Source organism: cyanobacterium endosymbiont of Rhopalodia gibberula (assembly GCF_003574135.1).
GTDB lineage: Bacteria > Cyanobacteriota > Cyanobacteriia > Cyanobacteriales > Microcystaceae > Rippkaea.
Window position 1 is genome coordinate 1,839,185 of sequence record NZ_AP018341.1, and the last position, 26,798, is coordinate 1,865,982.

At 32.8% G+C, this 26,798-nt stretch carries 16 protein-coding genes and 1 pseudogene; 8 read left to right on the forward strand and 9 right to left on the reverse strand.

The genetic code is table 11. The features are described from left to right. Window positions 1-1,974 precede the first annotated feature (1,974 nt). Window positions 1,975-3,000, reverse strand: a complete 1,026-nt coding sequence (gene ccsB / locus RGRSB_RS05895; protein WP_119260983.1) for a c-type cytochrome biogenesis protein CcsB — start codon at window positions 2,998-3,000, stop codon at window positions 1,975-1,977. A 2,552-nt stretch (window positions 3,001-5,552) separates the two neighbouring features. On the opposite strand from ccsB, the gene RGRSB_RS05900 reads away from it, so the two are divergent. The 3 genes from RGRSB_RS05900 to accB all read left to right on the forward strand — a co-directional run bounded on the left by RGRSB_RS05900 (window position 5,553) and on the right by accB (window position 8,389). Next, window positions 5,553-7,202, forward strand: coding sequence for a CTP synthase (locus tag RGRSB_RS05900; RefSeq protein ID WP_119260248.1), 1,650 nt, complete (start codon window positions 5,553-5,555; stop codon window positions 7,200-7,202). A 53-nt stretch (window positions 7,203-7,255) separates the two neighbouring features. Then, window positions 7,256-7,813 (forward strand): elongation factor P, encoded by a 558-nt coding sequence (gene efp / locus RGRSB_RS05905; protein ID WP_119260249.1) that lies wholly within the window; start codon window positions 7,256-7,258, stop codon window positions 7,811-7,813. A gap of 84 nt (window positions 7,814-7,897) precedes the next feature. Continuing rightward, window positions 7,898-8,389, forward strand: a complete 492-nt coding sequence (accB, locus tag RGRSB_RS05910) for an acetyl-CoA carboxylase biotin carboxyl carrier protein (protein WP_119260250.1) — start codon at window positions 7,898-7,900, stop codon at window positions 8,387-8,389. 1,955 nt (window positions 8,390-10,344) lie between these two features. Here accB and RGRSB_RS05915 read toward each other — a convergent pair. The 7 genes and pseudogenes from RGRSB_RS05915 to RGRSB_RS10755 form a co-directional block, all read right to left on the reverse strand. After that, window positions 10,345-10,776 (reverse strand): annotated as a pseudogene (locus RGRSB_RS05915) (transposase family protein); the annotation flags it as partial. A 660-nt stretch (window positions 10,777-11,436) separates the two neighbouring features. Next, window positions 11,437-12,732 (reverse strand): adenylosuccinate lyase, encoded by a 1,296-nt coding sequence (purB, locus tag RGRSB_RS05920; RefSeq protein ID WP_119260251.1) that lies wholly within the window; start codon window positions 12,730-12,732, stop codon window positions 11,437-11,439. A 998-nt stretch (window positions 12,733-13,730) separates the two neighbouring features. Beyond that, on the reverse strand, window positions 13,731-14,147 hold the full coding sequence (locus RGRSB_RS05925) for a hypothetical protein (RefSeq protein ID WP_338063320.1): 417 nt from the start codon (window positions 14,145-14,147) through the stop codon (window positions 13,731-13,733). A gap of 403 nt (window positions 14,148-14,550) precedes the next feature. Beyond that, window positions 14,551-15,270, reverse strand: coding sequence for a ribonuclease III (gene rnc, locus RGRSB_RS05930; protein ID WP_119260253.1), 720 nt, complete (start codon window positions 15,268-15,270; stop codon window positions 14,551-14,553). Further along, on the reverse strand, window positions 15,260-15,910 hold the full coding sequence (locus RGRSB_RS05935; protein ID WP_119260254.1) for a glycosyltransferase family 2 protein: 651 nt from the start codon (window positions 15,908-15,910) through the stop codon (window positions 15,260-15,262). Before RGRSB_RS05935 ends, rnc begins: the two co-directional genes overlap by 11 nt. 52 nt (window positions 15,911-15,962) lie before the next feature. Then, window positions 15,963-16,730: a class I SAM-dependent methyltransferase gene (locus tag RGRSB_RS05940; RefSeq protein ID WP_232014476.1), complete on the reverse strand. Its 768-nt coding sequence runs from the start codon at window positions 16,728-16,730 to the stop codon at window positions 15,963-15,965. 400 nt (window positions 16,731-17,130) lie between these two features. Beyond that, the gene (locus RGRSB_RS10755; protein ID WP_269460768.1) at window positions 17,131-17,262 is read right to left on the reverse strand and encodes a hypothetical protein; all 132 of its coding nucleotides are present in this window, start codon (window positions 17,260-17,262) and stop codon (window positions 17,131-17,133) included. 374 nt (window positions 17,263-17,636) lie between these two features. Here RGRSB_RS10755 and RGRSB_RS10915 point away from each other — a divergent pair, with 374 nt between their 5' ends. The 4 genes from RGRSB_RS10915 (at window position 17,637) to fba (ending at window position 22,007) form a co-directional block, all read left to right on the forward strand. Further along, complete coding sequence (locus RGRSB_RS10915) at window positions 17,637-17,759, forward strand: DUF3119 family protein (protein ID WP_338063321.1); 123 nt, start codon at window positions 17,637-17,639, stop codon at window positions 17,757-17,759. Between the two features lie 265 nt (window positions 17,760-18,024). After that, window positions 18,025-19,221, forward strand: coding sequence for a DUF3086 domain-containing protein (locus RGRSB_RS05950; RefSeq protein WP_119260255.1), 1,197 nt, complete (start codon window positions 18,025-18,027; stop codon window positions 19,219-19,221). A gap of 48 nt (window positions 19,222-19,269) precedes the next feature. After that, entirely contained in the window at window positions 19,270-19,920 is a 651-nt protein-coding gene (gene plsY / locus RGRSB_RS05955; RefSeq protein ID WP_119260256.1) for a glycerol-3-phosphate 1-O-acyltransferase PlsY, read from the forward strand. 1,007 nt (window positions 19,921-20,927) lie between these two features. After that, window positions 20,928-22,007, forward strand: coding sequence for a class II fructose-bisphosphate aldolase (fba, locus tag RGRSB_RS05960; protein ID WP_119260257.1), 1,080 nt, complete (start codon window positions 20,928-20,930; stop codon window positions 22,005-22,007). 1,736 nt (window positions 22,008-23,743) lie between these two features. Here the strand turns inward: fba and RGRSB_RS05965 are convergent. Further along, entirely contained in the window at window positions 23,744-25,453 is a 1,710-nt protein-coding gene (locus RGRSB_RS05965; RefSeq protein WP_119260258.1) for a helicase HerA domain-containing protein, read from the reverse strand. A 1,134-nt stretch (window positions 25,454-26,587) separates the two neighbouring features. On the opposite strand from RGRSB_RS05965, the gene RGRSB_RS05970 reads away from it, so the two are divergent. After that, entirely contained in the window at window positions 26,588-26,791 is a 204-nt protein-coding gene (locus RGRSB_RS05970) for a DUF3285 domain-containing protein (RefSeq protein WP_172582053.1), read from the forward strand. Window positions 26,792-26,798 lie beyond the last annotated feature (7 nt).

Below are 26,798 nucleotides of genomic sequence, written 5' to 3' on the forward strand. Positions count from 1 at the left end.
AGAGTTTACAAAATACTTATTAAATAAGTTAAAAGGATCTTATCCTTTTACTATATATCTCTTAAATATATCCAATTTTTTTGAAGCTTTACAGTAATATCAATGATTAAATTAAGTTCTGAAAACAAAAACCTAGACTATCATCAACTTCATTTTAGTCTTAATTCTCTTAGCAAAATAATATATTTTATAGTAATAATTTAATTTTGAAGGTTATTATTTTACCAATTTTTTAAAATAAAAAAACTGTCTAATTTCTATCTTAGAGCTCTATGTTCTTAACTAACTAATACTTCTTTTTTTAGGCTAAAACTTTTTATTTTATTCTATTAATAGAATAAGAGTTAATTTTTGGTTATGATATAAACCCTAATATTTTAAGGATAAATATTTATCCTTAAAATATTAGGGTTTAGCAATCAAACACAAGAACCAAATAATATCTATCCGTTGATTTCTTGGTAAGAGTTTCGATAACTATCTGCTGTTTTTATAAACTTCTCTATTTTATTAGTTTATTACTCTTGATTTTTAGCTATTACCCACTATTATAGTCTTTTTTTAGAAGTTTTGTATTTAAATTAACCTATTAAGATCCAACTCCTACAGCATCCCTCTTTATGAGTTCTCTAAACTAAATTTAAACAACGTATCTGTGTGTTAGGACTAAATAATAGCTTTTTTCAATTAAGTAGCTAAGAATAATAGTAGTAGGTAAACCAGTAATTATGTCTTTATCTGTTAATCAATCACTTTATTGAGACCTCTAAAGTTCTGAAATTCTTAAGTTAGCAAATGTTTTTCTATCTTCTGCCAACAGTTTTCAATGGGAAAACGAGTACTTAGTTCTTATAAAGAAATATCGTTATCTTGTTTTAGAAATTGTTCTACAAAATTTAAGTTTTTATGCCCTAATTAAAGATAGTTTTTCTATAACTCATCTGTTTAAACTCCAACTTTCTGATTATTTAACAGTTATTTATGTTTAATTTATTCATTACATCAGAAATTTAGCTTATTAAAAATGTCAGCTACAACCTCAGTAGGTGATATTCTTCGAATGTTTTCTTAGAGATTGGATCTTAGAAGTGCTAGTTTACGTACATCTGACTTGGAGTGTATATATTTTTATTTTTATTCAAAAAATAATATTTTTATTAGTTTAGCTGTTGAGCTTTTTTCCTTTATTTGAAATTACGTAACGTCCTTTTAATTGTAACCTCTCTTATGTTATATTTATGAATGGGTTTATTTTAATCTTTTTTCAACTTATTCATAATTTATTATGAAGTTTTACAGTATCTAATTAAGTTTTCGATTCAAGAAATTTTGAATATTGGCGGACTTAATTGTGACCTTATCGTAAAGAAAGCATCTATTATCTTATAATCTACATACGATTGATAAGTGTTGTCCGGACCAATGTAGTACAGTGAGAAAGAGTATTAGGATAACTAGAATTAAGTTTATTAATTTAGTCAAATTTGATTATTTTTTTTGAGATATTTATAAACATTTTTCAAAAAAATATAGTTGCAGAAAAAATTAGTTGTTCTTAGAGTTAGACTTCTCTAGGAACAGCTTACTTGACTAAACCTATTAAAGCCAAAAAGATTGACACTATTCTAGAACTTAATTTTTAAGTATCAGAAGTTATTTCTAAAAAGCTGACGTAAAGATAACTGAAAGTGAATAAAAGTAAGAAAAATTTTTAAAAAAGTGGCATAAAATAAGCCTCAAAACCAATACCTAAATCAATAGCAACTCTAGCACCAAATACTTAAGTAGCGAACAGAAATTTTATTTACGACTAAATAAATTATACTTACCGGTGGCCATCATCGCTCGGACCCAGCTTAAATATTTGTAAAGCCCTGGCATGTCAAATTACCTCATTCTTAAAAAGATTAAAATGGATAATTGAACCATACAAGTAAGATGATTAATTGCGCGAGAATTCACTCTTCCTGTTTATTAAAAGAACCAACCATAAGAATGTAAACCATTGCCTAATAAATTAACTCCTAAATAGCAAACCCAGACTACAATAAAACCACTAGCCGCTAAAATAGCGGGTTTGCGCCCTTGCCAACCGCGAGTAATGCGAGAATGAAGATAAGCAGCAAATACTAACCAAGTAATCAATGCCCAAGTTTCTTTAGGGTCCCAACTCCAATACGATCCCCAAACCTCATTGGCCCAAACTGCCCCCGCAATAATACCAATAGTAAGCAACGGAAAACCTAGTCCAATAATACGATAACTAATATTATCTAGGACATCAGCTAGACTTAGCCTTTGGAGGGATAGAAGATGTAGATCAGTCGCTGAAGCCCGAGAGTCGACGCGATCAAGAATTACTGTTTCTCCACTGCCATTTTGGTCAGCCATTGTCGGGACAGAAACTTTTTCATTGTTATCGATTTGGGAAAGTTGTAGACGGTTTAGCCTATGACGATAACTTCCCGTCCCGACTGAACTTCCCCGTAATTCTACATCTTGTCCACAGGTGACTATTAAAAAGGTAACCGCTAGCACTGAACCGACCATTAAGGTAGCATAACTGAGCATCATAACGCTAACGTGCATCATTAACCAGTTAGACTTAAGGGCTGGAACTAAAGGAGCTGAAGTCTGCATATCTGCTGGTAAAGACAACGCAGCAAAGGCAGTAATAGCCATCGTTACAGGGGTTGTCACCACCCCAACTAACCCACTATGACTCATTTTCTCAGCCATTAGATGAACAATTGTTATGCCCCAAGCAAGGAAAAATAAAGATTCATAGAGGTTGCTTAACGGAAAATAACCTCCTTCGAGCCAACGGGCTGCTAATAATGCAGCCATTGACAGATTTGCCATTGCTATCCCTGTTGTTCCCAAAGTAGGCAAAACAGAAACTTCTTGAAAAACTGCCCCTGTCCAATAAACGAGCATGGTGAAGAACAATATTAAAAATGAGGTATTGTCAAGAAAATTTTGTAGGGTAATTAAGTCCATATCTTTAAGATCTGCTTCATAGGAGTGCCCAATGGTGAAAATCAAGAAATCCACACTGTACGCCTGCGTAACTAGTGAGGAAGATGTTACTTTTCATTTTAAGCTGGATATATTTAGCTTAGTCCATCATATAAACATTTAGAGTGGAGTTTTCCACACTATTATAAGATGACAAGTTGCCTAATAAGCTGAGTTTAACTAAAGAAAACCTATGGAAAACTTCCAACAAGTACCATAGTATAACAACTTGATTCTATCTTTGAATAGACAATAATGTAATGGCTAACTCCTAAGCTCGAGTCCACGCATCATAGCTCACTCCGCCGCAAGAGATACCATCTATAAGCAAAGATTTTCGAAATAATAGTCATTGATTTTAGGTAACTAACGATAAGATGGGAAGAAGTATATAAATATAAACAATTATAGAATTTACTACTCAAGGTTGAATTAAATAAATGGGGGCGGATTGTCATGAGTTTAGTAAAAATTTTATATTCTTTTTATTAAAAAAAATAATAAAAATTTATTAGAGTCTTTATTAGACATTATAAATATTATTTAATAATGATCAATACATTATTTTATAATAAAAATATTAATTAAATTTAGATATTATATGAGATTAAGAGCTAATATAGATAAATTATCAGCTTCTATTATTAGACATTTTTATATAAAGTAATTAAATCGATAATGCAATACTTTTCAGTCTAATTTAATTTTTAAGAGCTTATAATTAGAATTTGTTTTTATAAGTAAAAATTTCATAAAAAATACAACAAATAATCTAAGTCATAGAAATTATTATTATTTTTCATTTATTTAATAAAAATTAAGCGATAAAAATAATTGAGCTTTATTAAAACCATTCCCCTCACTTTTTTATGTCTTACTATTTGTAGTTTAAGCTAATTATGAGTTTTTTTAGAAATTGAACTAAGTAATTGCTCAATATAAAACTTCACTGAGTGTGAGACTTTAACTGAACTTATAAATGACATTTTTTTAAAAAAAAATCGATTTACTAATAAGATTTTTATTGAAAAACTAGGAAAATTAACTCAAACAAACTAACTTTAAAAGCTCTAAGTTGATATTTACTTATAAACCGAATATCGGATTTTATGAAAGATTAGAAATATCATAGTCATGATTATTAGTTGGAGTCATCACCACTGTTCCCCAAGATATCCTCATTATTTTAGATGCTAAATACATACGGAAACATTAATCCCAACATCATTGTTGTACGGACAGTTTTTGATCAATGGGAAGTAGATATTAGTAATTTAAGTCGCTAACACTACCAGTTATAAGCGTGTTGCTCTTCCTGTAGTTTACCTGATAAAAGAGTTTTTGTTCTTCTCATAGGGTGATCGTCTTACAATAAGATCCTTTTACCAATACTGAAAGAAGCCGTTTAGTTACCTCGGCAAGACTATTTTTTTTACTAAACAGTATTTGGCAAAAAAGAATAAAAATTGCATTATATTTTTACGGTGAGTTTGAATGCTAATAAAGTATCTTTATTCCTATTTTTCATAATTTTCTAGAACAAGATAATTTGAACTTATAAGTTCAGAATCTTAAATTAAGAAATTAATAAAACTCGCAGTTAAATTATAAATACAATATTTTCATTTTAATAGAAATTACTTAAACTATTTAAATAACCAAAAATCTTGATAGCTGTTCAATAATAATTTCCTCGACTTTGGCAAAAAAAATAGTAATTTCTTTAATAGATTTAATTTAGTTAGATTTGTTTTTCAAATTTTAATTATTAATATTTAAATGTGATATAATAACTGGTAAAAATTTATTTCACTATGATAAAATTTTATATTTTTAGTTAAGTTAGCTTTATTTAAATAAGTACATTTTAGATTTAATTTTTAAAATTAGTTTTAGCTATAAAATCTTCTATCTTGAAAGACTTTTATGGATTTTTACTAATTGTTACCTTAGAGATTAGCTTCACTTCAATCAGCATTTTTCAGATTGATTATATTCAAATCCAATTGACGTAATTGAAGATTCTGAAAGCTTCTTTAACAAGCTTAATACCGTTGACTCAGTCTTATGAATTCTATAACTTCTTGACTTTGAAACATGATAGCTATTTTTGTATTAATTGTTAACCTGGTTTAGAGAACTCACTTAACTCTTCACCATCCTTAAATATATAACTCAAGATTTTTACTTGATTTTTATGAATTGGTTTATATTATTATTAATACTGATTAGTCTATTAACTTAATGAAATCGAAACTAACTACCATAGAGGATGTCAATTTATTTATAGTTAACTTAACTTTTTTCTTAAAGTTTTAAGTTTGATTATCTATACAGATGTTTAAAATAATCAATTTTTTGTGTTTCAAACAATAGGCTTGTTGTCTGAAATTTTAGAAAAATAAGAGATAAAACTCATAGATAATGTGTGAGTTTTATCACCTAAAAATGGAGACCATAGGTTCTCAACCCCAAACAACAGGTTAAAATAGCCGGTGAGATAGTGACGTTCGCCATAGTATATGTAAGTTTTTATGACCAAATTTGTCTTTGTTACTGGAGGAGTAGTCTCCAGTATTGGAAAAGGGATCGTAGCAGCTAGTTTAGGTCGTCTTCTCAAATCACGAGACTATTCCGTATCAATCCTAAAACTCGATCCCTATATTAACGTTGACCCGGGAACTATGAGTCCTTTTCAACATGGAGAAGTCTTTGTCACAGAAGATGGGGCAGAAACTGACTTAGACTTAGGACATTATGAACGCTTTACTGACACTTCCATGTCCCGTCTTAATAGTGTCACTACAGGGTCAATTTACCAAGCGGTGATCAACAAAGAAAGACGGGGAACTTATATGGGAGGAACAGTTCAAGTAATTCCTCATATTACCAACGAAATAAAAGAAAGAATTCATCGGGTGGCCAAAAACACAAATCCTGATATAGTAATCACTGAAATTGGGGGAACCGTTGGTGATATTGAATCTTTACCCTTTCTAGAGGCTATTCGCCAGTTTCGTAAGGATGTGGGACGCACTAACGTCGTTTATATGCATGTTACCCTAATTCCTTGGATTCCTGCCGCTAGGGAAATGAAAACCAAACCTACACAACATTCTGTTAAAGAATTACGGTCGATTGGCATTCAACCTGATGTACTTGTCTGTCGCTGTGATCGCCCTTTAAAAGAGGGAATGAAAGAAAAACTCTCAGAATTCTGTGATGTTCCTGTAGAATCTGTTATTACTGACCAAGATGCCAGCAGTATTTATGAAGTTCCCCTGATCGTAGAACGAGAAGGACTCGCACAGCAAACTCTAAAACTCTTAAACCTCGAGCCCCGTCAACCAGATTTAAGTCAGTGGCAAACCTTGATAGACCGAATGCAGTCTCCTACTCGACAAATTGAAGTAGCCTTAGTAGGGAAATACGTCCAGTTGAGCGATGCCTATCTGTCTGTGGTAGAAGCGTTGGGACATAGTGGTATTGCTGTTGAAAGTGAAGTCAAACTACGATGGATTAATGCTGAAGATATTGAAGAACAGGGTCCAGAGAAACTCTTAGACGATGTTAGCGGCATTATTGTTCCTGGAGGGTTTGGCGTTCGGGGAGTAGATGGTAAAGTTAAAGCCATAGAATATGCCCGTCAACAGAAGATTCCCTTCTTAGGATTATGTTTAGGAATGCAATGCGCAGTTATTGAATGGGCGAGAAATATAGCTCATCTAGAAAGAGCTAATAGTGCTGAATTTGATTCAGAAACACCCAACCCAGTAATTAACCTTTTACCAGAACAACACGATGTGGTTGATTTAGGGGGAACTATGCGTCTTGGACTATATCCTTGTCGTTTAATACCGAACACTTTAGCGAACTCCCTTTATCAGCAGGAGGTAATTTATGAACGTCATCGTCATCGTTATGAATTTAATAATGCTTTTCGGAGTCTTTTATTAGAAACTGATTATCTCATTAGTGGTACTTCCCCCGATGGCCGATTGGTGGAAATTGTTGAATTAACCGGACATCCCTTTTTTATTGCGACTCAATTTCATCCCGAATTCAGATCTCGTCCTAACAATGCTCATCCGTTATTTTTAGGCTTTGTTAGGGCTGCGGTTGACTATCACTCTGTTTATTTAACCTCCATTAATGGAGATCAACCATTAATCTCTAGTTCCTAATCCCAATCTCTTGTACAATTAGTCTTGACATTTCTAGGCTCTCAAAGCATTTCATGATTTCTAGTAATGATTTTCGGACAGGTACTACTATTGAATTGGACGGAGTGGTGTGGCGTGTTATAGAATTTCTACACGTTAAACCCGGTAAGGGCTCGGCGTTTGTGCGAACTAAATTAAAAAACGCACAAACTGGAAGCGTTGTGGAACGTACTTTTCGTGCTGGGGAAACTGTCCCCTCAGCCAACTTGGAAAAACGCACCATGCAACATACCTATAAAGAAGGTGAACAATACGTCTTTATGGATATGCAAACTTTTGAGGAAGCGCGCTTAACTCCAGAACAGATGGGAACAGCCGTCAATTACATAAAAGAAGAGATGGAGGCCGATGTACTTTTCTGGAACGATCAGGTGCTGGAAGTTCAACTTCCAACATCAGTGATGTTAGAAGTTATTGACACCGATCCAGGGGTTAAAGGAGATACTGCAACTGGTGGGACAAAACCAGCTATCCTTGAAACAGGAGCGCAAGTTATGGTTCCTCTGTTTATTTCGATTGGGGAAAAAATTAAAGTAGATACCCGCGACGGATCCTATTTAGGACGAACATAACCTTGAAATATTTGAATTTACCCTGTGTCGGTTGTCATAATTTGGATAACCGCCCTTCTATTAATTTTACGGGATGGATGATTTGTGTCGATCAACTTCAATGAACTTAGAGAACTGTTAGGAGCGATCGCTCAAACAGATATTGCAGAAGTTACCCTAAAAACTGAAACGTTTGAACTGACAGTACGCCGAGGAAACAGCAACATTCCGGTTGCGTCAACTGTGTTATCTTCTACGGCTACGGTTCACCCTTCTCTCGCGACGGCGGAAACTTCTATTATGTCCTCCTCACCTGAATCTCTTAAACCTTCTGTATCTTCTCCTATCGACAAGAAGTGGGTAGAGATTACTTCTCCTATGGTAGGGACATTTTACCGAGCTCCTGCCCCTAACGAGTCTCCTTTTGTCGAAGTAGGTGATTGCATTAGTAACGGCCAAACGGTTTGTATTGTTGAAGCGATGAAGTTGATGAATGATATTGATGCAGAAGTAGCCGGAGAGGTCATGGAAATTGTGATCGCTAATGGGGAACCGGTAGAATATGGACAAACTTTAATGTGGATTAATCCTAGCTAGTTTTTAAAACTTTTAGAAAACTGACTATTAGGACGATGATGACATAACCTAGTATTTACTGATCTGGAGAAATAGCAGTTGTAATGACTTGTCCTGAGCTTAATAATTTCTATTTTTTAGAAGATTGTAATCATCTATTTTTGAATATTTCATTTACTGTAATAGTATTGACAATACTAAAATCTTTGAAGTAAATATTATTTATTACTTTAGTGTTATTAACGATAAATTAATTCTTGGTAAATTTTATTCAATCACCATTCATGTACAACTTAGCACAGATGGTGTCAACTATCTTCTTAGTTACTTTTCTATCTATTAAAAGATTAAAAGTTATTAAAGTTAACTTGCAACCACAAAATTTTCTTCAGAACGCGAAATCAGAGTAGAAATATTATGTTTAAATCCAAAAGAATAAAAAGTTATAGAAATTGTATTTTAAGTAAAATAATCATACAATTTGATTAGAAAAATAACTTTATGATTCATTATTTAATGAGTAAAGAAATATTAACTTTTTCAAGAGATGAAAGAAAAAGAACTTTAATTGTAAGAGTATAAAATACTTTAAATAGCTCTCAGAAAATAATATAAAAACTTGTAATAGTTAGAAATTATTTAATCTTAAAAAGAAGAGATAAAAATCAAATTCACTCTCAGAAGAATCCGTAAGATTCTAAAAAAAAGGAATCATAATGAAAATAAAAAAAGTAAATATAAAATTTTTCCATCAACAAAAAAAATGATAAAGGCAGAAAAACTTTAGATTGAGAGGTAGATTAAGCAAAAAAAATACAGCGAATACGAAAAGATAGATACTTAAAATTGTTTTTTAGCAATGACTCATGAACCAGCGCATACAAGTAGTTTAGTTAGAGCCAAACTCAAACAATGGAAAGAAAAAAGATTATATCTCTGTTTTCTACAAACTTATAGTCTAGAACTAAATATAATGGGATAAGGATGGCATAAAATAAAAGTTAATGAAATTGCCAAAATAATATTTGAAGATAAATATGATTTAGCCAAAGCAGTTAAACAAAGTCCTTATTAAAGGAGTTATTCTTAACTAAGATACTAAGTTTAGTATCTTAGTTAAGAATAACTTCAAAAATTATTATCAAGCCCATAAATATAACTATATTTTCTTTTATATAGAAATACAAAATAATTTATTCGTTCAACATTTACTGGTAAGAACAGGATCCTACTATAGGATTAACTGATGAGATGTCAAGTCAAGATACTTAGGTGTTAAAAATTGATAAAAACTCTAAATTCATTAGTTTTCTTTTTAATTAATTTAAATTTATTATTAATATCTTCAGAACGGTTTTCAAGTTTTTTTACATAAATAGATAGTAATTTATTTAATTAAATAAATTTTCACAGCTTTTTAGTTCAAATAAATAGGCTTTTAACCAAAACAGTTATTTTAATAGTCCTGATATCTAGTATTAATTTTCATCAAAAATATTCCAGATTTATCCTTAAACTTGTGCACTTTCGAAAGAATAAATGACGTTATTATATACTTGATTTAATCTAGCTTTTTATTCTTTACTTTAATCTTTTTTGTTTTTATATAAAAAATACTCACTCCCTATATAGAGACTAATATATTGTTTGATTTTTTACTAGTATTTTTAGTTCTTTAGCTTCTAATTTAGAAGTTTTTTGTTGATTATCTAATTCAGTTTCAGCGAACCTATTATGCATAATCGTTAATACAATACTATTGTTTTAGTTTCTAAGAATTTGTTGATTATTAACATGATTTCTAAACAAGACCATGTTAAGGCTTGGCAGATTTTACCATTTTAAATTCAGTGACGCCTATATATTGAGTATTGATTCAATTTATCAGACTAGACCTATGTACTGTTACTTCAGCTTCAATCTTTGTCAAAAATTGTTAACTATTTAAATGTCCGAAATTTTCTCATCTGTAGTTATTGACCTAAATCTTTGAGCATTGTTTCTATTTCTTGTTCACTCACTCCATTCCTTTTAGCTACATTTTTCATGTTACTATTTAAAACCTCTTCAATAATTTTTGTTTTAAATCTTTCAGTATATGTTCTTTTCTTTCTAACATAGCTTAACTCTTCTGTAAACTTATTTCCACATTGGTTACATCTCATTTGACGACGATTAATTTTGAGATAGACGGCTTTCTCTGCCCAAGGTAAATCTCTAATAGTTAATTCATTATTTTGATGAAGTTTCCTAGTGGTTGAACCACAATAAATACAAGTTGCTGTGGGGTCTATTTTTTCGATAAATAAAACTATTCCTATCTCATTTGAAATTTGATAATGGGTAATGCTGAGTCCTTCCAAATCTAGAATCTCATTCATTAAACTGAGTTGAGCATTTGATGCCATAGGTATAAACTAAGTAAAAATATCGGGCTTAACACAATTTAATTTAAACATAAAATTTGCTACAATACCATTTATATGGTAACTATATAATAACAGTGGCTTTTGATAAGCCTATTATTAATAATTAGACTCTGTCTTTATACTTTTAATTTTTAAATTACAGATAAAGATTAAGTAAAACTGCATTTTTTAAAAAAGTGAGCTACAATTGTTCCGTAAGGTTTATGCCCTAGGCAATGATGTTACTATACTGTGTTTTTGCAGACTTATAAACCAAAAATTATAGCAATCAATTTGATATATCTTACTTTAATGAAAGTCTGTCAAGTGTTTAAAAATAACTTGAAAGGCTCTATAGGCAAAGAATTTAATTGATTCCTTGCTATCAGATTAAGTAGAAGTTAATTAAACCAATTGACATAATTTTACTTCGTAAGTATTTTTTGATTGCAACAGTTAACGAAAAAATCGAAAATATCTTTCAGACTTAACATTTAAGAAATCGAAGTAGAAGTATTTGGAACTGTTTTGTTAACGATTTTACTGGACCAGTTACTTATATCGATTGATCCGAAAATCCTTTTCTCAATTTTAAGAACGGAACGTTCTGAAGATTTATCTTGAATTAAGGTAAAAGTTCTGAGTATGAAAAGATAATTCCTAAATTCCTAGTCGTTGATAGATTCGATCTAAATTCTGTAAATGATATTGAGGATCAAAACAACTATCAATTTCTTCAGGAGATAAATATTGAGTCACTTGAACATCTTGTTTAATTAATCCATAAAAGTCGCCATCAATTTTGTTCCAAGCTTGATGAGCACATCTTTGAACAGTTTTGTAAGCATTTTCCCGACTCATACCTTTTTCTACCAAGGTTAATAACATCCGTTGACTAAAAATAACTCCGCCATAAACATTCATATTGCGTTTCATATTTTCGGGATAAACTAATAAGTTCTTCACCAAATTGGTAATTTCAAACAACATAAAATGGGTTAAGATGCAGACATCTGGTAACATAATCCGTTCCACCGAACTGTGGGAAATGTCCCTTTCATGCCATAAAGCGACGTTTTCTAAAGCAGTAACTGTATATCCTCGAATAATACGGGCAATCCCCGTTAAGCGTTCTGAACGGATAGGGTTACGCTTGTGGGGCATAGCAGAAGAACCTTTCTGTCCCTCATAAAAAAATTCCTCGACTTCTAAGACATCAGTGCGTTGAAGATTGCGGATTTCTACTGCAAACCTTTCGATAGAAGCAGCTAACAAGGCCAATTGTTGGATAAATTCAGCATGGCGATCACGCGAGACTACCTGAGTTGAAGCGGTATCAGGTTGAAGTCCCAATTTCTGACAGGTAAGGACTTCTACACTGGGATCGACGTTAGCATAAGTTCCCACTGCCCCCGAAATTTTTCCTACCGAAACATTATTGCGTAGGTTTACTAAACGCTCACGGTTCCGCAAGACTTCGGCCAGCCATCCTGCCAATTTAAAGCCAAAAGTAATAGGTTCGGCATGAATATTGTGTGATCTTCCCACCATTACCGTATTACGATGCTCTTGTGCTTGGTAACGAAGAACTTGTACTAAATCTTCTAGACGTTCTAGGATCAAATTGAGACTGGCTACCATTTGAAGAGCTAAGGCTGTATCAAGAACATCGGAACTGGTTAACCCTAGATGAATGTATCGCCCCGCATCTCCTACATACTCATTAACATTGGTTAAAAAAGCAATTACATCGTGGCGGACTTCGGTCTCAATTTCGAGAACCCGTTGGAGATTAAAATTAGCCTTGGCTTTTATCTCTTCTACTGCATCTCGGGGAATATGACCCAATTCTGCTTGTGCTTCACAGACAGCAATTTCTACTTGTAGCCAAGTTTTCAGTTTATAAGTGTCTGTCCATAGTTCCCCCATTTCGGGAATAGTGTAACGCTCAATCACTTAATATTCTACCGAGTACGACTCTTTCATTCTACCCTGTTTTAGTTAATAGGAAGACACTTCGAACAATACGGGTCAAGATAAATAAGTTAATATTAATTAATGTTTTGTGATCTGGTTATGCAGTTAGCTTCTGTCATATCAACATCTTCGGTCCCTGTAAACTATTCACGATGGCAAGGTCATTCAATATTTCTGGTTTATGAATTTAACGCTTCTATCCGAATCGCTGGCGTAAAAATATTAGCCAATTGCCCAATTACCAATTACAAGAATACTTTGAGGTATAGGTAATTAATCTATCGATAGATCGAACACTCCGCAAAGTTGAATGTAGCCAAAGGTTACTACTATAGGCGCAATTAGTCGCAAAATTTTATTACAGAGGTTATCAAATAACCGGCGGTGTTGGCAGGCAATTTCTTGGCAAAATATGCTGCTTTAATTTTTAGCGGCTTGATGTCCAGACACAACAATCCGGATTGTTGTGTCTGGACAGTACGGGTTCTTTCAGCAAGCTCCCATTCCAAAAGCCCAATCTATTACAAAAGTTAATTTTTTCTATTCTTTCACAACCTTGGGGGAGTTATCTTTTTATATCAAAAATGTGTACTGCCCGGCTAATATTGGTAGGATCCACAAAAAAGCTTAGCTTGATTGTATCGCAGTAACTGATCGTTTAGCAGAAGAAATTTATCACCCTTTTTGTGGGCATGGTGCAGTCGATCTATATTACCTCTTTTTTTAAAACTTCTCAAAGAAAAAAAGTTGATGTCTTTTTGCCGTAGCTAACCCATCTTTGTATGAAAGTTATGGAGAGGGGGTGTCCTTAAATTAATGTTGAATAACGGGGGAAACAGTTTAGTTAGTCAACATTATCTCCATTTGAAATTAGTCACGGACCTTACAACGAAATCCCGAAGAAAGCGTCTTGAAAGATGTAGTTAAGCTTCGCAAAATTCGATAAAACCCACCTAACTCAAGACTTTTTTGTTCCCCTATCTTATTAAATAACTTTTCCATTGGGGAGTTTCATAGTACAGACTATATTCTCTCCTTAGTAACCTCCAGCTTTCCCCCTCTATCTGTCGTTGTAGATAAATGTCAAATCGATTCTCTTTTTGTTCTTTTATTTGACGAGGAAACATCAATTTTAAATTGTAAGTTCCCTGAAGGTGATAAGTGGACAACTGTGCAACTAAAGTTGAGTCGAGTTTCTTAACTTGAATTTGATTAATTTTAAGCTGGGGAAGAGTCATGTCCAACTGATTGCTCAAATGCTGTAAATTTTGAGTTAGTTGTAAGACAATCGCTTTTTCAACTATCTCTCCATCAGGAGCAAATTCTGTTGGAGGAGTTGGAGAATCACAGGCAATAATTAAACTACTTAGACCAATTAAAATAGTTGTCAACACAAAATGTAACCATAAACGAATCATATCACATATATGCTAGATGAGGCTCAATTCACTCTTCTATTTTCCCACAACTTCTTCATATATTTTAGTCAACTCATTAATACTAACTTACGTTCTGCTGACAGGTATTACTGTTAACCCAAATGGAGCTTTACTCTCATCAAATGTTTAGATCTTTATGGGTAACTCCCTCAATGTTCTTCGGTAGCTTTTGTGATTTTAAACAAAACTAACCCAGTCAATAACCTAAAAACCATTCCATAGTACTGTTCATTGGCAATAAATTATTTCTGTAATGAAACCTCTCCTGATTAAAGATTCACTACTTTTTTCATTGATTTGAACCACTCTGTTTCCTTTAGAAAAATAATTTTGGGGTTTAACTCTCCGTTGAATTTACCTAAGTCTCACAAACATTAACAAACTTAAAGAAAGCTTCTTGAGCCGCAGCTTGTTCAGCAATTTTTTTAGAACGACCTTGGCCTGATCCTAATTTACGGTTGACAAGCCAAACTTCAGCCAGAAAACTCGGTTGACTAGTCGGCAAAGAGTTAAGCTTTTGAACTCTATATTCTGGTAGAAGTTTATACTGAGCCTGAGTCCATTCTTGTAGCGCATCTTTATAATTTTGACGAGCCGGATCTTGTCGAATTTCTTCAGCTTTGGCTTTCAAAAGATCGTCTAACCAGGGACGCACTAAACTCATGGTTTGGGTACTTAAATATAGTGCGCCTAAAACCGCTTCAAAGGCATCTGCTAAACGAGAAACCCTTCCGGCTTCATCTTTAACTACATGATCAGCCATCAGGATATAGCGTTCTAACCCAAAACTCTCGGCAAATTGGGCTAAAGTGCGATCGCTGACCATCATAGAACGTAGAGCAGCAAATTCCCCTACAGACTCATTTGGATAGGTTTCTAAAAGGATTTCCGCGGCTACAAGTCTCACGACAGAATCCCCCACAAATTCCAGTTGTTGATAGTTCTTTTCCCTGGAAATAGTAGGATGAGTTAAGGCAATATCTAACCATGACCAATTAATCTGTGAGGTGTCAGATAACCCCAGTTTCTGCATTAACATTCGTAATTGCTTATTACGCCGAGGATCATTAAAAATCATGAGAAAACTGTCTTGAAACACTATCGGCTGCTCTAGTATATAAATAAGTTAAAGGCTCGACAATTTTTTGTGTTTTAAATTTTTTACCAGCACGTTCCCATAAGTCTGTGTCTTCTCCATAGTGAATATCTTGAAAACCTTGCAATTCAAAAAAGACATATCTTCTGCCAAACAGGGTTGGACAAATAACACAGTTTTGGATATTAACTTTTTGGTCAGGATTATAATAGTCTGTCACCCATGTTTCTTGATTGGGTTTGAATCCCCCTGCAATTAACTCAATTTCTGGATGTTTTCTAAAAAAGTCTAGTTTCGATTGTAAGTGATTGGAAAGATATTGATCATCGCTATCAATAAAAGTTATATAATCTCCAAAAGAGGCTTTAATCCCTATATTTCTCGATAGAGCTGCTCCCCTATTTTTATGTTTTATATAACGAATATTAGAAAAATTTTCAAGATAAGGATTGACAATTTCAAAGGTGTGATCTTGACTGCCGTCATCAACAATAATAAATTCCCAATCTTGATAAGTTTGGTTGAGGACACTTTGAATACATACTGTTAAATATTCGGCTCGATTATAAGTCGCTAATATTACGGAAACTTCAGGAATAAAAGAAAAATTTAAATTATTCATAGTTCAGGTATTAAGATAAAAACAGTTTTAAATAACTAGCTTTATTGGGTAGTCATTTCTCTGCTACGATACAGGTGATAACAGGATAACCGGGATTAAAATTATTGATTTCTTCTGAAGAGAGTTCTTCAGTTGCAATACCATGATAACTAGCAATGAGAGTAATGAGGCTATCATAAATGTATAATTTTTGCTCAGAGAAATCTTCAAATAAATACTTTATTCTATCGTGTAAAGGTCGCCAGTAATCAACAGGAGTACCATGAATTCTGACAGTATTTGGAACCATTGCGAAATATTTCCCCCCAATTTTTAGCCATCTATAAATATTCTGAACCGCTATCCAAGGATCATAACAATGTTCTAAAACATTAAAAATAATCACTGAATCTACTGATTCTGGTTCTATTACGGAAGGATCATGAATATACCCCATAATATCTATTCCTAACCCTGGTCCCAAATTCAGGACTTGATAAGAATCTTGGGAAGTCACTTCATAAAAATCTCGATCTTTGGAAGTTCCTCCTATTTCTAAGATCTTTCCCTGAATTTCTTCTCTAATTTCTTCAATAAATTGATTTAGATAGTAACAATCAATAAGAGTCCCTCGCGTTAAACCAAATAAGTAATAAATGGGAACCAACTTTTTAAAGTTTCCCCAATCTAGAGAATTTATCTCTGGAGATAATAGCCCCAAATCCTTGAGTTTATTAACAATTCGTATTAATTTTTCCTCGCTGTCAACTAATTGTAAATCCTTTTGTAGTTTATGTGTTTGAAACAGTTGAATAATAATTTTATGAGTTTTAATACTCAACTTATGTAATTCAATTTCCCTACTTTTCTCAAAAAAACTACGAAATCCTTGAAGAAGAATCTTTAAGCTTTTTTTACTTAAAAATATTAAAGTTTGAGAAAAATTCTGAATGAGTTCTTGATAGATAGTTAATTCTGAGATTGTTTCTTGATTTAAGTCAAATTCTCTTACGATTTTTAAAATTTTATAAGCATCTTCTAGAGAAATTTGTCGAATAAATTTTTCTAGAAGATGCTAACCAAGATTGAGCAGGCATTATCTCTGGCTCTTTTTTACTCCAAGCAAAAATTTTATATAGTTTTGAATCCTGCGATTGTAAAATCATACTTGTACTATATTTTTTCCCATAGAATTTAAGCAAGCAACATTAAGTTCAATATTAGTTAAATCATTAAATAGCTTAACTAAATCCCAATTGTCTTCCAAAAGGGATAAAAGAGGTCATCATCGGAGCCGATACTGGTTTTCTCAAGCCTAATTTCCACTTTAACCCCATCGAGATACCCAAACTGGGAAGATTGACAATAGTCAAGAAAAACGGTAATTATTACATTCGGGACTTGATTGTATGCTGTTTTGCCATTTTTTTATTTTTTAAAAAAACTAGCAGTGTTATCTGTTTGAAACAGACAAGTTTATTGCTATAATCTATAATTATCTTTAATATCTGTCACTTATTCCTCTGTTCTCTGTAAAAATATTTAAATTGCTTCCTCCCAATTATAAAATTTCCTTAGCTTTAATAGGAGTGGCTGTTGTCTTGAGCGTGACACAACCTCGGGCAAGTTTATCCCTATCTTTAGTTTGATTTATCTCTGTTATTTCAAATCGTCAGTATCCGTTTACAGTTTACTCCAATCGTTTTAGATATTTATCCTTAGGGTAAATTGATTCACTGTTTTTCTTATGCTGAATAGAAAAACTAGCCAATTTTTTGGAGTTCAAGACCAATTTTATTTTCGAGACGTTAATAATATTCACTTTTTGCCTATTACTTTTAATTTTAAAACCTTGAAAAACTGTTTATAACAATACTGTCTTTTACAAGAAGATTACTATTAGTGTATAATTTTAACATCATTTAGATAAGCTAGATTGTCTGGGGAAAATACTATATAAATCAATTCTTGTTACTCATCGGATTAATGGCTCAACCATAGATAAGTATGTTCGTAACATAAAAACTCATAATCTAGAATTAGAACATTATTCAACTAGGATAGATTCGATAATTAACGTCGAACTATTAACATAAAAGTTACCTTCAAAATTACTGTAAATTTGTAACGAGAAAATGAATATAGACGATAACCAAATTCCCCCAACCCAGTTAACCAACAAGTCAACTGACAATACTGCCGAGAATGCAGTCGCATTTGAGAACTCAAACCCAACTTCAGAACCAACAAAATCTACTTCGATATCAACTACGTCTGCTTACGTCAAAAGGGAAAAAGAAGAAAGTACTTCTGAACCTGAAATGATTAGAGTTTCTAACACAATATTAAATCTTGAAAGTAAAGTTAAAGAGTTAACGTCACAAGTTCAGTCCTTAGAACAACAAAAACAAGAGTTAACTCGAGAAATAAAACAGCTACAAGAATGTGAACATAAAATGATGGCGGAAAGAATTCAAGATATTGAGCAACATATTCGCTTGATAGTTAAAGAAGGTTTAAAAGAACTTAAACAGCAAAAACAAGCCTTAGAAATTTCCGTTGAACAACTTGAACGTCGTCGGGATAGAATCAAAGAAGAAATGCAAACAACATTTGCAGGAGTTTCTCAAGATTTAGCGGTTCGGGTTCAGGGATTTAAGGATTATCTAGTAGGCAGTTTACAAAATTTAGCGGCAACGGCTGAACAGTTAGAATTACCCACCCAAGAAAATTGGAGTTCTTCAGAAACAATTCCTTCTCAATCTTCGAGTTCAGGTAAGATTCAGTTTGCTCCCCAAGAATTTGAAGCACAAACTACAAAAATTAAGCAAATATTGGAGCAATACCGCAATAACCCTGATTACTATGGGTGTCCTTGGCAACTACGTCGTACTTTTGAACCAATTCATGCAGAACGGGTACAAACGTGGTTCTTTTCTCAAGGGGGACGGGGAGCTATCTTATCTATGGGGACTCGCCTACAGAATATTTTGATTGCGTCGGCAATTATTTCTGTATTAAATAGTCTTCACGGTGATCGCTCTCGGTTTCTAATCCTAGCTAACAGTCCCGAAAGACTCGGAGAATGGCGTAGAGGATTACAAGATTGTTTAGGAATTTCCCGCAGTGATTTTGGTCCAGAAAAGGGAGTAGTTCTCTTTGAATCTCCAGATGCTTTAGTGCTGAAAGCAGAACGTTTACTCGAAGATAAAAAAATTCCCTTGGTGATTATTGACGAAACCGAACAACAGATAAATCTTTCTCTCCTACAGTTTCCCCTTCTGTTAGCATTTGCACCTGATCCTCAACAAGTGTCAAGCTATTTATATTAACGATATAGATCTGTAAACTATACATAATGACGGAATGAATTAGGAAATATGGCTTGGGTAATTAGTGGATTTTTGTGTATGGTGGCCTATTTACTAGGTTCGATTCCTACAGGTTATCTTGTAGGAAGAGTCCTCAAAGGGATTGACATTCGTGAACATGGATCTGGTTCTACGGGAGCGACAAATGTGTTGCGAATACTGGGCAAAACAGCAGCTGTCCTTGTATTAATTACAGATCTGGGGAAGGCCATCTTGTCTGTGGCAATGGTCAAATGGTTTTATCTATTAGCCCCTACAGGATTGATTACTTTAGACTGGAAACCTTGGTTAATGATAGTTACGGCGATGGCTGTTGTATTTGGCCATAGTAAGTCGATTTTTCTTAATTTTACAGGTGGTAAGTCAGTAGCTGCTGGTTTAGGAGTTTTGTTTGTCCTTAACCCTTTAGTTGCCTTGGGAAGCTTAACTAGCTTTTTGCTGATGCTGAGTTTCTCTAAGATTGTTTCCCTGAGTTCCTTAACAGGAGTACTTGCAGTCAATATTTTGATGATTTGGCTACATCAACCTTTACCCTATTGTATTTTTGCTTTGGTAGCAGGACTCTATGTCATTATTCGTCATAGTACAAATATTAATCGTCTCTTTGAGGGGAAAGAACCAAAAATTGGTCAAAATCTACAAAATTCTTCTTTGTCTTAATCTAAGAGTTAGTTTAACTTATCTCTATTTTTGCTTTTTTTGGGTATAGTACTCTCAAATACTAGATATTCAGACATTTTCATGAAAAACCTACCTTCAGAATTAGAAAGTAAACAAGATACATTTTTATAACAAAATCACCTCAAGACAAGATAGGTGGGCAGCTAAAATGTAAACGCTAAAAAAGCAAACTATCCCTAATTTTTAAATTTCAACAATTGCAATTGACTTTGTATCATTTTAATTAGTGTTTTTTCAGACAATTACCTTGACAAGAACCTTATTTAATTACCTTAGCTAAATTATATTGATCTTCAAACCTCTTGAAGACAATTTTATAAGTTCTATTTAACGTTTTGCTTTGCTACACTTAGTCATTTTTTCTGCTTATATTTATCTAAACCTATCCTTCCAATTTATCCTATTCAGTAGGAAAGAGCAATTTCTTTGACCACTATCTTATTATTTTCTAATGTCAGAATGACAGTCTAGCTTGGTAAATTATGTAAAGTGTATGTAGTTAAAAAAACTCAGTTTGTGTCGCTTTTAAAATATTTAGGCTAAAATTAAAATTGTGCAGGCTTTTAGAAAATTCCATGGTATGTAGATCTATAGAGAAGTATAAATTATTCCAGTGTGAATGTAATTTATCGGATAGTTACAATAATAATCCGTCGAGTAGACACTCTCGTGTGATACAAGCTTGTACAATAAATTTCCAAGGGATTTGGTAGATCATCACTACTTATCTGGGGATGGCAACTTCGGAGATTAAGTTCAGATGGCGACCACCTAATCAATTACCTTTAGTTTTGACTAGTCCTAGGAAAACTTGGTATTGACATTATAATAATAATGTGCGGTGTATGGCAAAAAATGATGTGTAGTGCATAGCATAAAAAACAACTCGTCAAAAGGTGAAATCTATCTTAGTATTGAAAAATAAGAGAATTGATTTTCTTGAAGATTAACTCACACAAAACAAAAGATAGATTAGGAGGACATCTATGGCACTCGTCCCAATGCGAATGCTTCTAGATCACGCGGCCGAGAATGGTTATGGTATTCCTGCATTCAACGTCAACAATCTTGAGCAAATCTTAGCAATCATGCAGGCGGCCGACGAAACTAATAGCCCCGTTATCTTACAAGCTTCTCGCGGTGCTCGTAAGTATGCAGGAGAAAACTTCCTCCGTCACCTGATCTTGGCAGCATCAGAAAGCTATCCTCATATTCCCATTGCTATGCACCAAGACCACGGAAATAGCCCCGCTACCTGTTATAGCGCAATCCGCAATGGTTTTACCAGTGTTATGATGGATGGCTCCTTAGAAGAGGATGCCAAAACACCCGCTAGCTTTGATTACAACGTAAATGTTACTGCAGAAGTTGTTAAAGTTGCTCATGCTGTCGGTGCTAGTGTTGAGGGTGAACTTGGTTGTTTAGGTTCTCTTGAAACTGGTCGAGGAGACAAAGAAGATGGTCATGGGTTTGAGGGAACTTTAAGTAAGGAGCAACTCCTGACAGATCCTGATGAAGCGGTAGAATTCGTTGAGCGGACTCAAGTTGATGCTTTAGCCATCGCTATTGGAACCAGCCACGGTGCTTATAAGTTTACTCGTAAACCCACCGGTGAAATTCTCGCTATTAACCGCATTGAAGAAATTCATCGCCGTTTACCCAATACCCACTTGGTAATGCACGGTTCTTCCTCCGTTCCCCAAGAATGGTTAGACATGATCAACCAATACGGGGGCAAAATTCCTGAAACCTATGGGGTTCCTGTTGAAGAAATTCAAAAAGGGATCAAGAGTGGTGTTCGTAAAGTTAACATCGATACGGACAATCGTTTAGCGATAACAGCTGCCATTCGAGAAGAATTCCATAAGGATCCTAGCAACTTTGACCCTCGCCATTTCATGAAACATTCTATAAAGTACATGAAGCAAGTTTGTTCCGAGCGTTATCAGCAATTCTGGACTGCTGATAATGCTAGTAAGATCAAGCAAGAAAGTATTGAGGCTTATGCCACTAAGTATGCTAAAGGAGAGTTAGATACTGGTCTTAGGAAGACTATTTCTGTATAGAGGTTGAGTGGCAAAAATTTTTTACTTGTCATTTAATATCTAATGCTTGGGTGACTAATTAAAGTTACCCAAGTTTTTGTTTCTTTCTTAAAATTGATAACTGTATTTTATTAAGTCTTCCCAAAAAATTTAAATTATTGTGTCAAGATAACTTTTCAAGGTTAAAGATTAAACTTAGTACATTTACTCAAACAATTTAAAAAAACACAAAGATAGTTAAACACAATACTAAGTGTATTTAGTGGTTATAAATTATGGTTATATTGCTAGAAAACCTAAAAAATAGTAACTTTATTAAGTTTATTAATACTTAAAAATTAAGACTATTCTAGAGCAATAGAAAAAATTTAACAATCTTGTTTTAGAAGTTGTTAATAAATAGTTAATCATATTCAATCAAGAAGAGCTATTACTATTAATTATGCTTAAAAGACAATACGACTAATTTAATTTTTTTGAAAACTTTTTAAAAGGATTAAATCAACTAGCATTTGATATTAAAATTGAAAGCGGTGATAAAAGTGAGCGATTAAAAGTTATTCAACATGCAAATTGTCTTACTAAAACAATTGAAAATCATAGAAAATAATCTTAAATCTCTATATAACAATATTTCCCCGGTTAATATTGATTATTTAAATATCAATAAAACTTTGATAAATATGTCATCTTTTTATTGAAAATAAAAAAAAATAACAGTGTCAGTAATAGACTTTATTAAAAACCATAACTACAATTGTAAACAGTGCAACAGCAGGTTTTACGTTTAAATTAAATTATGTTATGCTCAACATTTTGACTTAATTTATACTCATGGCATTTAATGCTAAATTCAGTTTAGCTAATAAGATGCTAAGTTTAGCAAAACTCACTTTTAATTATTATATATCTTCAAATAAGATAGGAATGGTTTGATTTTTCATAGAAATAGCCTAACAACAATTTGTATTTATTGTAATTTAACCACCAGAGAAAGCTATTTACTTAGAAAAATCGTCATCATGTTAAATGTAATCAATATAGAAATAAATTTATATAAAAGTAAAGAAAAAATAAGATAAAAATTATTAAGTTTTTTTAGAAAAAAATATTGAAAACATAAAAAATAGAAATAACACTCTAAAATTTAGGTAAAAAATTACATATATTATAGTTATCTATTTTTTTATAGAAATAACTCGAGAAACAGTAAAAAGTATTAATGATAAATCGAAGTTAATCAAAAAGAAAGTTTATGGATTAAGAAAGTTCTTAAATCTTTAACTTCGCAGTTGTTTTAACTTAACGTTTCACTAGTTAATTTTATATTGCAATCTTGCTATAACTATTAATAATTACAGAGATCAAACTTACAAGACAAAGCAAGATAAACATAAACTTATTGTTTCTTAACCATGTTTTAAACCACGATCTTTGTTGTATGTATAAAGTTACTTATATCAAAAAAAACAAATTTTGTAAAGGGTTAACAACCTATACATCTTTATAAGATAAAATGCAAAAAACTATAGGATTTAGCTATAGAGCTAGCAATTTTTAATCAAAATGATAAGCGTATTAATCCTACAGATAAAAATCTATCTACTCAAAATTACATATTAGCTTTAAAACTAACAACTAGGAATCAGTTCAAAGGTTGAACTTAATTTAAATACTTAATCATATGGAATATTTTTATAGTATATAGATATATCATCTCACTATGATTTTATTTAGAAAATTGGATTGATTAAATCCTAAAACCCTAAATCTGCTTTGGCGACTTCAGCTGCAATTAAAACCTCTTCATCAGACCATTCTGAACAATCAGTTGCTCCAATTTCACTGTAAAACTGTTGATCATAACCTCGGGTCCTAACAACTACTGGCATGGGGACAGCATGACCCAAGATTAATGCCTGTTGTTTAGAATCTAATTTAGATAAAACTGACCGCAAATTTTGTCCTCCAGATACACCTGTAAAAATCGCTTCAATGTCTTTTTCATCATTTAACAAACAGGTGATTCGAGTCCCAATTTGAGACATAACTTCATTATCAATTCCTGATGGTCTTTGATCAACAATTAATAGGGTTACAAAATATTTTCGCATCTCCCTGGCAATAGTACCAAAAATTGTTTGATGAACAATTTTAGAATCAAGAAAACGATGTGCTTCTTCAATAGTAATGACTAGTTGTCTAGGTCGATCACTTGGATTTTTACTCTGAAGAAATTTCTCTGATTGTTTTACATAACTTGCATGGATTCGTCGAGTGATCATATTGGTTGCCAGCATATAAGATAAAATATTCGATTGGGAACCAAATTCAACAACCACGTGCTTTCCTGCATTTAAAGATTGTAAAATTTGCGAAATATAATTATAGGGACAGACAGTACGTAAGTACTTTAGTTTTTCTAAGCGCATTAACTTCCGTTGCAGGGACATAAGTGATCCTGGATGACCCTGTTTTTCCTGGCAAAAAATTTTAATGTCTTCATTGGTCATATCTAATAAATTAATAATCCAAGATTTCCCATATTCTTTCCGAAGAATCTCAGCATTATCTAAACTGGCTTCTGAAATGCCTAATTCATATCCAACTAAGCGAATATCTTCAATCTCGATTTGATCAAAACTAAGGTAAAGATCTTGAGCATCTCTAACTCCCCTTCGTTTAGTAGACTCCACATCTAGAGTATAAATTTCTACCTCACTAGAGAACAGTTGACGTAACCCTTTCACCGTAGAAACGTGTTTACCTTCTCGCATCGCTTCCCAACCGTATTCCGAATGCATATCAAACATCAAATTAACAGCTGCTTGCTTTTTAATAATCCCTGAGATTAACAAACGAGTGAGAAAAGACTTTCCGGTTCCTGACTTACCAAAAACTCCATTACTTCGTTCTACAAATCGATCTAAATCAATACAAATTGGAACCTCCATATCTAACGGTTTTCCAATAGCAAAATTACGACGGGTGAGATCATCTTCCCAGCCAAAAACACAACGAAAATCCTTTTCTAAAGCTTCATAAACTTGACTAAAATGAGCCGGAATAGTTTTAACTGGGAGTAATTCAATATCACCACTTGTTTGTACCTCAAATGATCCTAATGAACTATCCCCATTTTTGGTTTTAGCATTAACTTGTACTTCCTTTTCGATAGGAGTAAACATTAACATTGGGGCTAATTCTACTTTTCCATAGGTTCCGCTTCCTGCCAGGACGTCGCGCATAAAACTATCTTCAAAACTAGGAGGATTGGAAAGAATACGAGGGTTAGTAGTTCCTAAAGAGACGTCGGTAAGGAGACAGAAAAACCGCGATTTTATTCCCTGAACGACGAGAAACTTACCTACCCGCATTTGCTCGACGGAAACATCAGGATGTAAGAGAACCTCTAATCCTTGACTAAGAGAACCTTCAATGACTGATCCGAAGGATTGTTCTATCATGAGACACAAAAAATAATACAGACGTTATAGATAGGGGGTGATTGTATAAATTAACCCTAGGGCTATTGTATCGATATCTTATAAAAAATTAACTGTAATCGACCATTAGTAATGGTTTATAAAAAACTCATAAAATTATTACGGGTCTATTTCCTAATAAACTAGGAATCCTTATCTGGTTACAATTATCGCAATAGATTAGCGATCTTCTGAGCTATATTGAAAATAACGATAAAAAATATGAAACTATATTTATAGCGATAATAGCAGAGTTGCCTCTATTTGATGCACTAGTAGTAGTCTAACTCCTTTTTTAGAAACTAAATCTAGTACTATCATTGATAGTCAAACTTACAAATGAAGATATAAACTATTAATGTTTCTCTCTTATGAAAGAGAACTACAAATCTATGCTGAATTTAATTAAAATTATGTCTATAAATGCAATCATGTTAGTCTTTGTTGTTATCATCCAGGAGTTATTAGCTATTTTTGTGATTAGAGTTGATCAATATGCCTTCGATGAGTGACTTCTAGAAGCAGCTGCACCAGCTTTAGATGTTGTTATGGAACGCAGTAAGAAACTAACTTTACCTTTTGCTATCGTTTTTGATTAACAACTCAAATCAAGAAAAAAATTAAAAAATACTGAAACAGTGGTGTGAAGAAGTTTTTGAAGAGTACACCATATAATATGACTACATAATAGAATGTGGTAGTTAATTTTTCAATCTAGGGACATTAAGAAAATATATGTTTATTAAACAAAAGAAAAATCTAAAAAATTAGATGTTCAGATACGAAATAGAAACACAATCAATTCAGTTATCTAAAAGATATCAAAAAGTAGTAAATATAGACTAATTAAATTTTTTTTAAAACGTTCAAAAGAGCAAAATAAATCGAAGCTTGGTAATTAACGTTGAGAAAAAAGATAAAAAAATTAGTTATCATGATTTTCTAAAATCAACCTTTTTAAATAAAACTAGGCAATAGCTTGACTACCTAGACAATTAACAAACAAGGAGCCTTTTAAAAAAAAGTTTATTTTTAGCAACGAACTGTTCCATTATAAAGGAATTGCCTCTAAAATTTAAGACAACAACAGTCATTGGAATAAACTCAATAGATTTCATGAGTAATTTACCTCAATCCCCTCAACCTACTGACATGCCATCTTTATCTCCTAATGCTACTCCTAGTGACACATCATCAAGTTACGTCAGACTGGCAATGCGTAACATGGTTCGTAAAAGAGGAACTTCCATTAAGCACTTTGTAGTAACAACGGTAGGCTTATTAGGATTTCTTATTAGCATTTCCTATTTAACTCGTTAAAATCGAG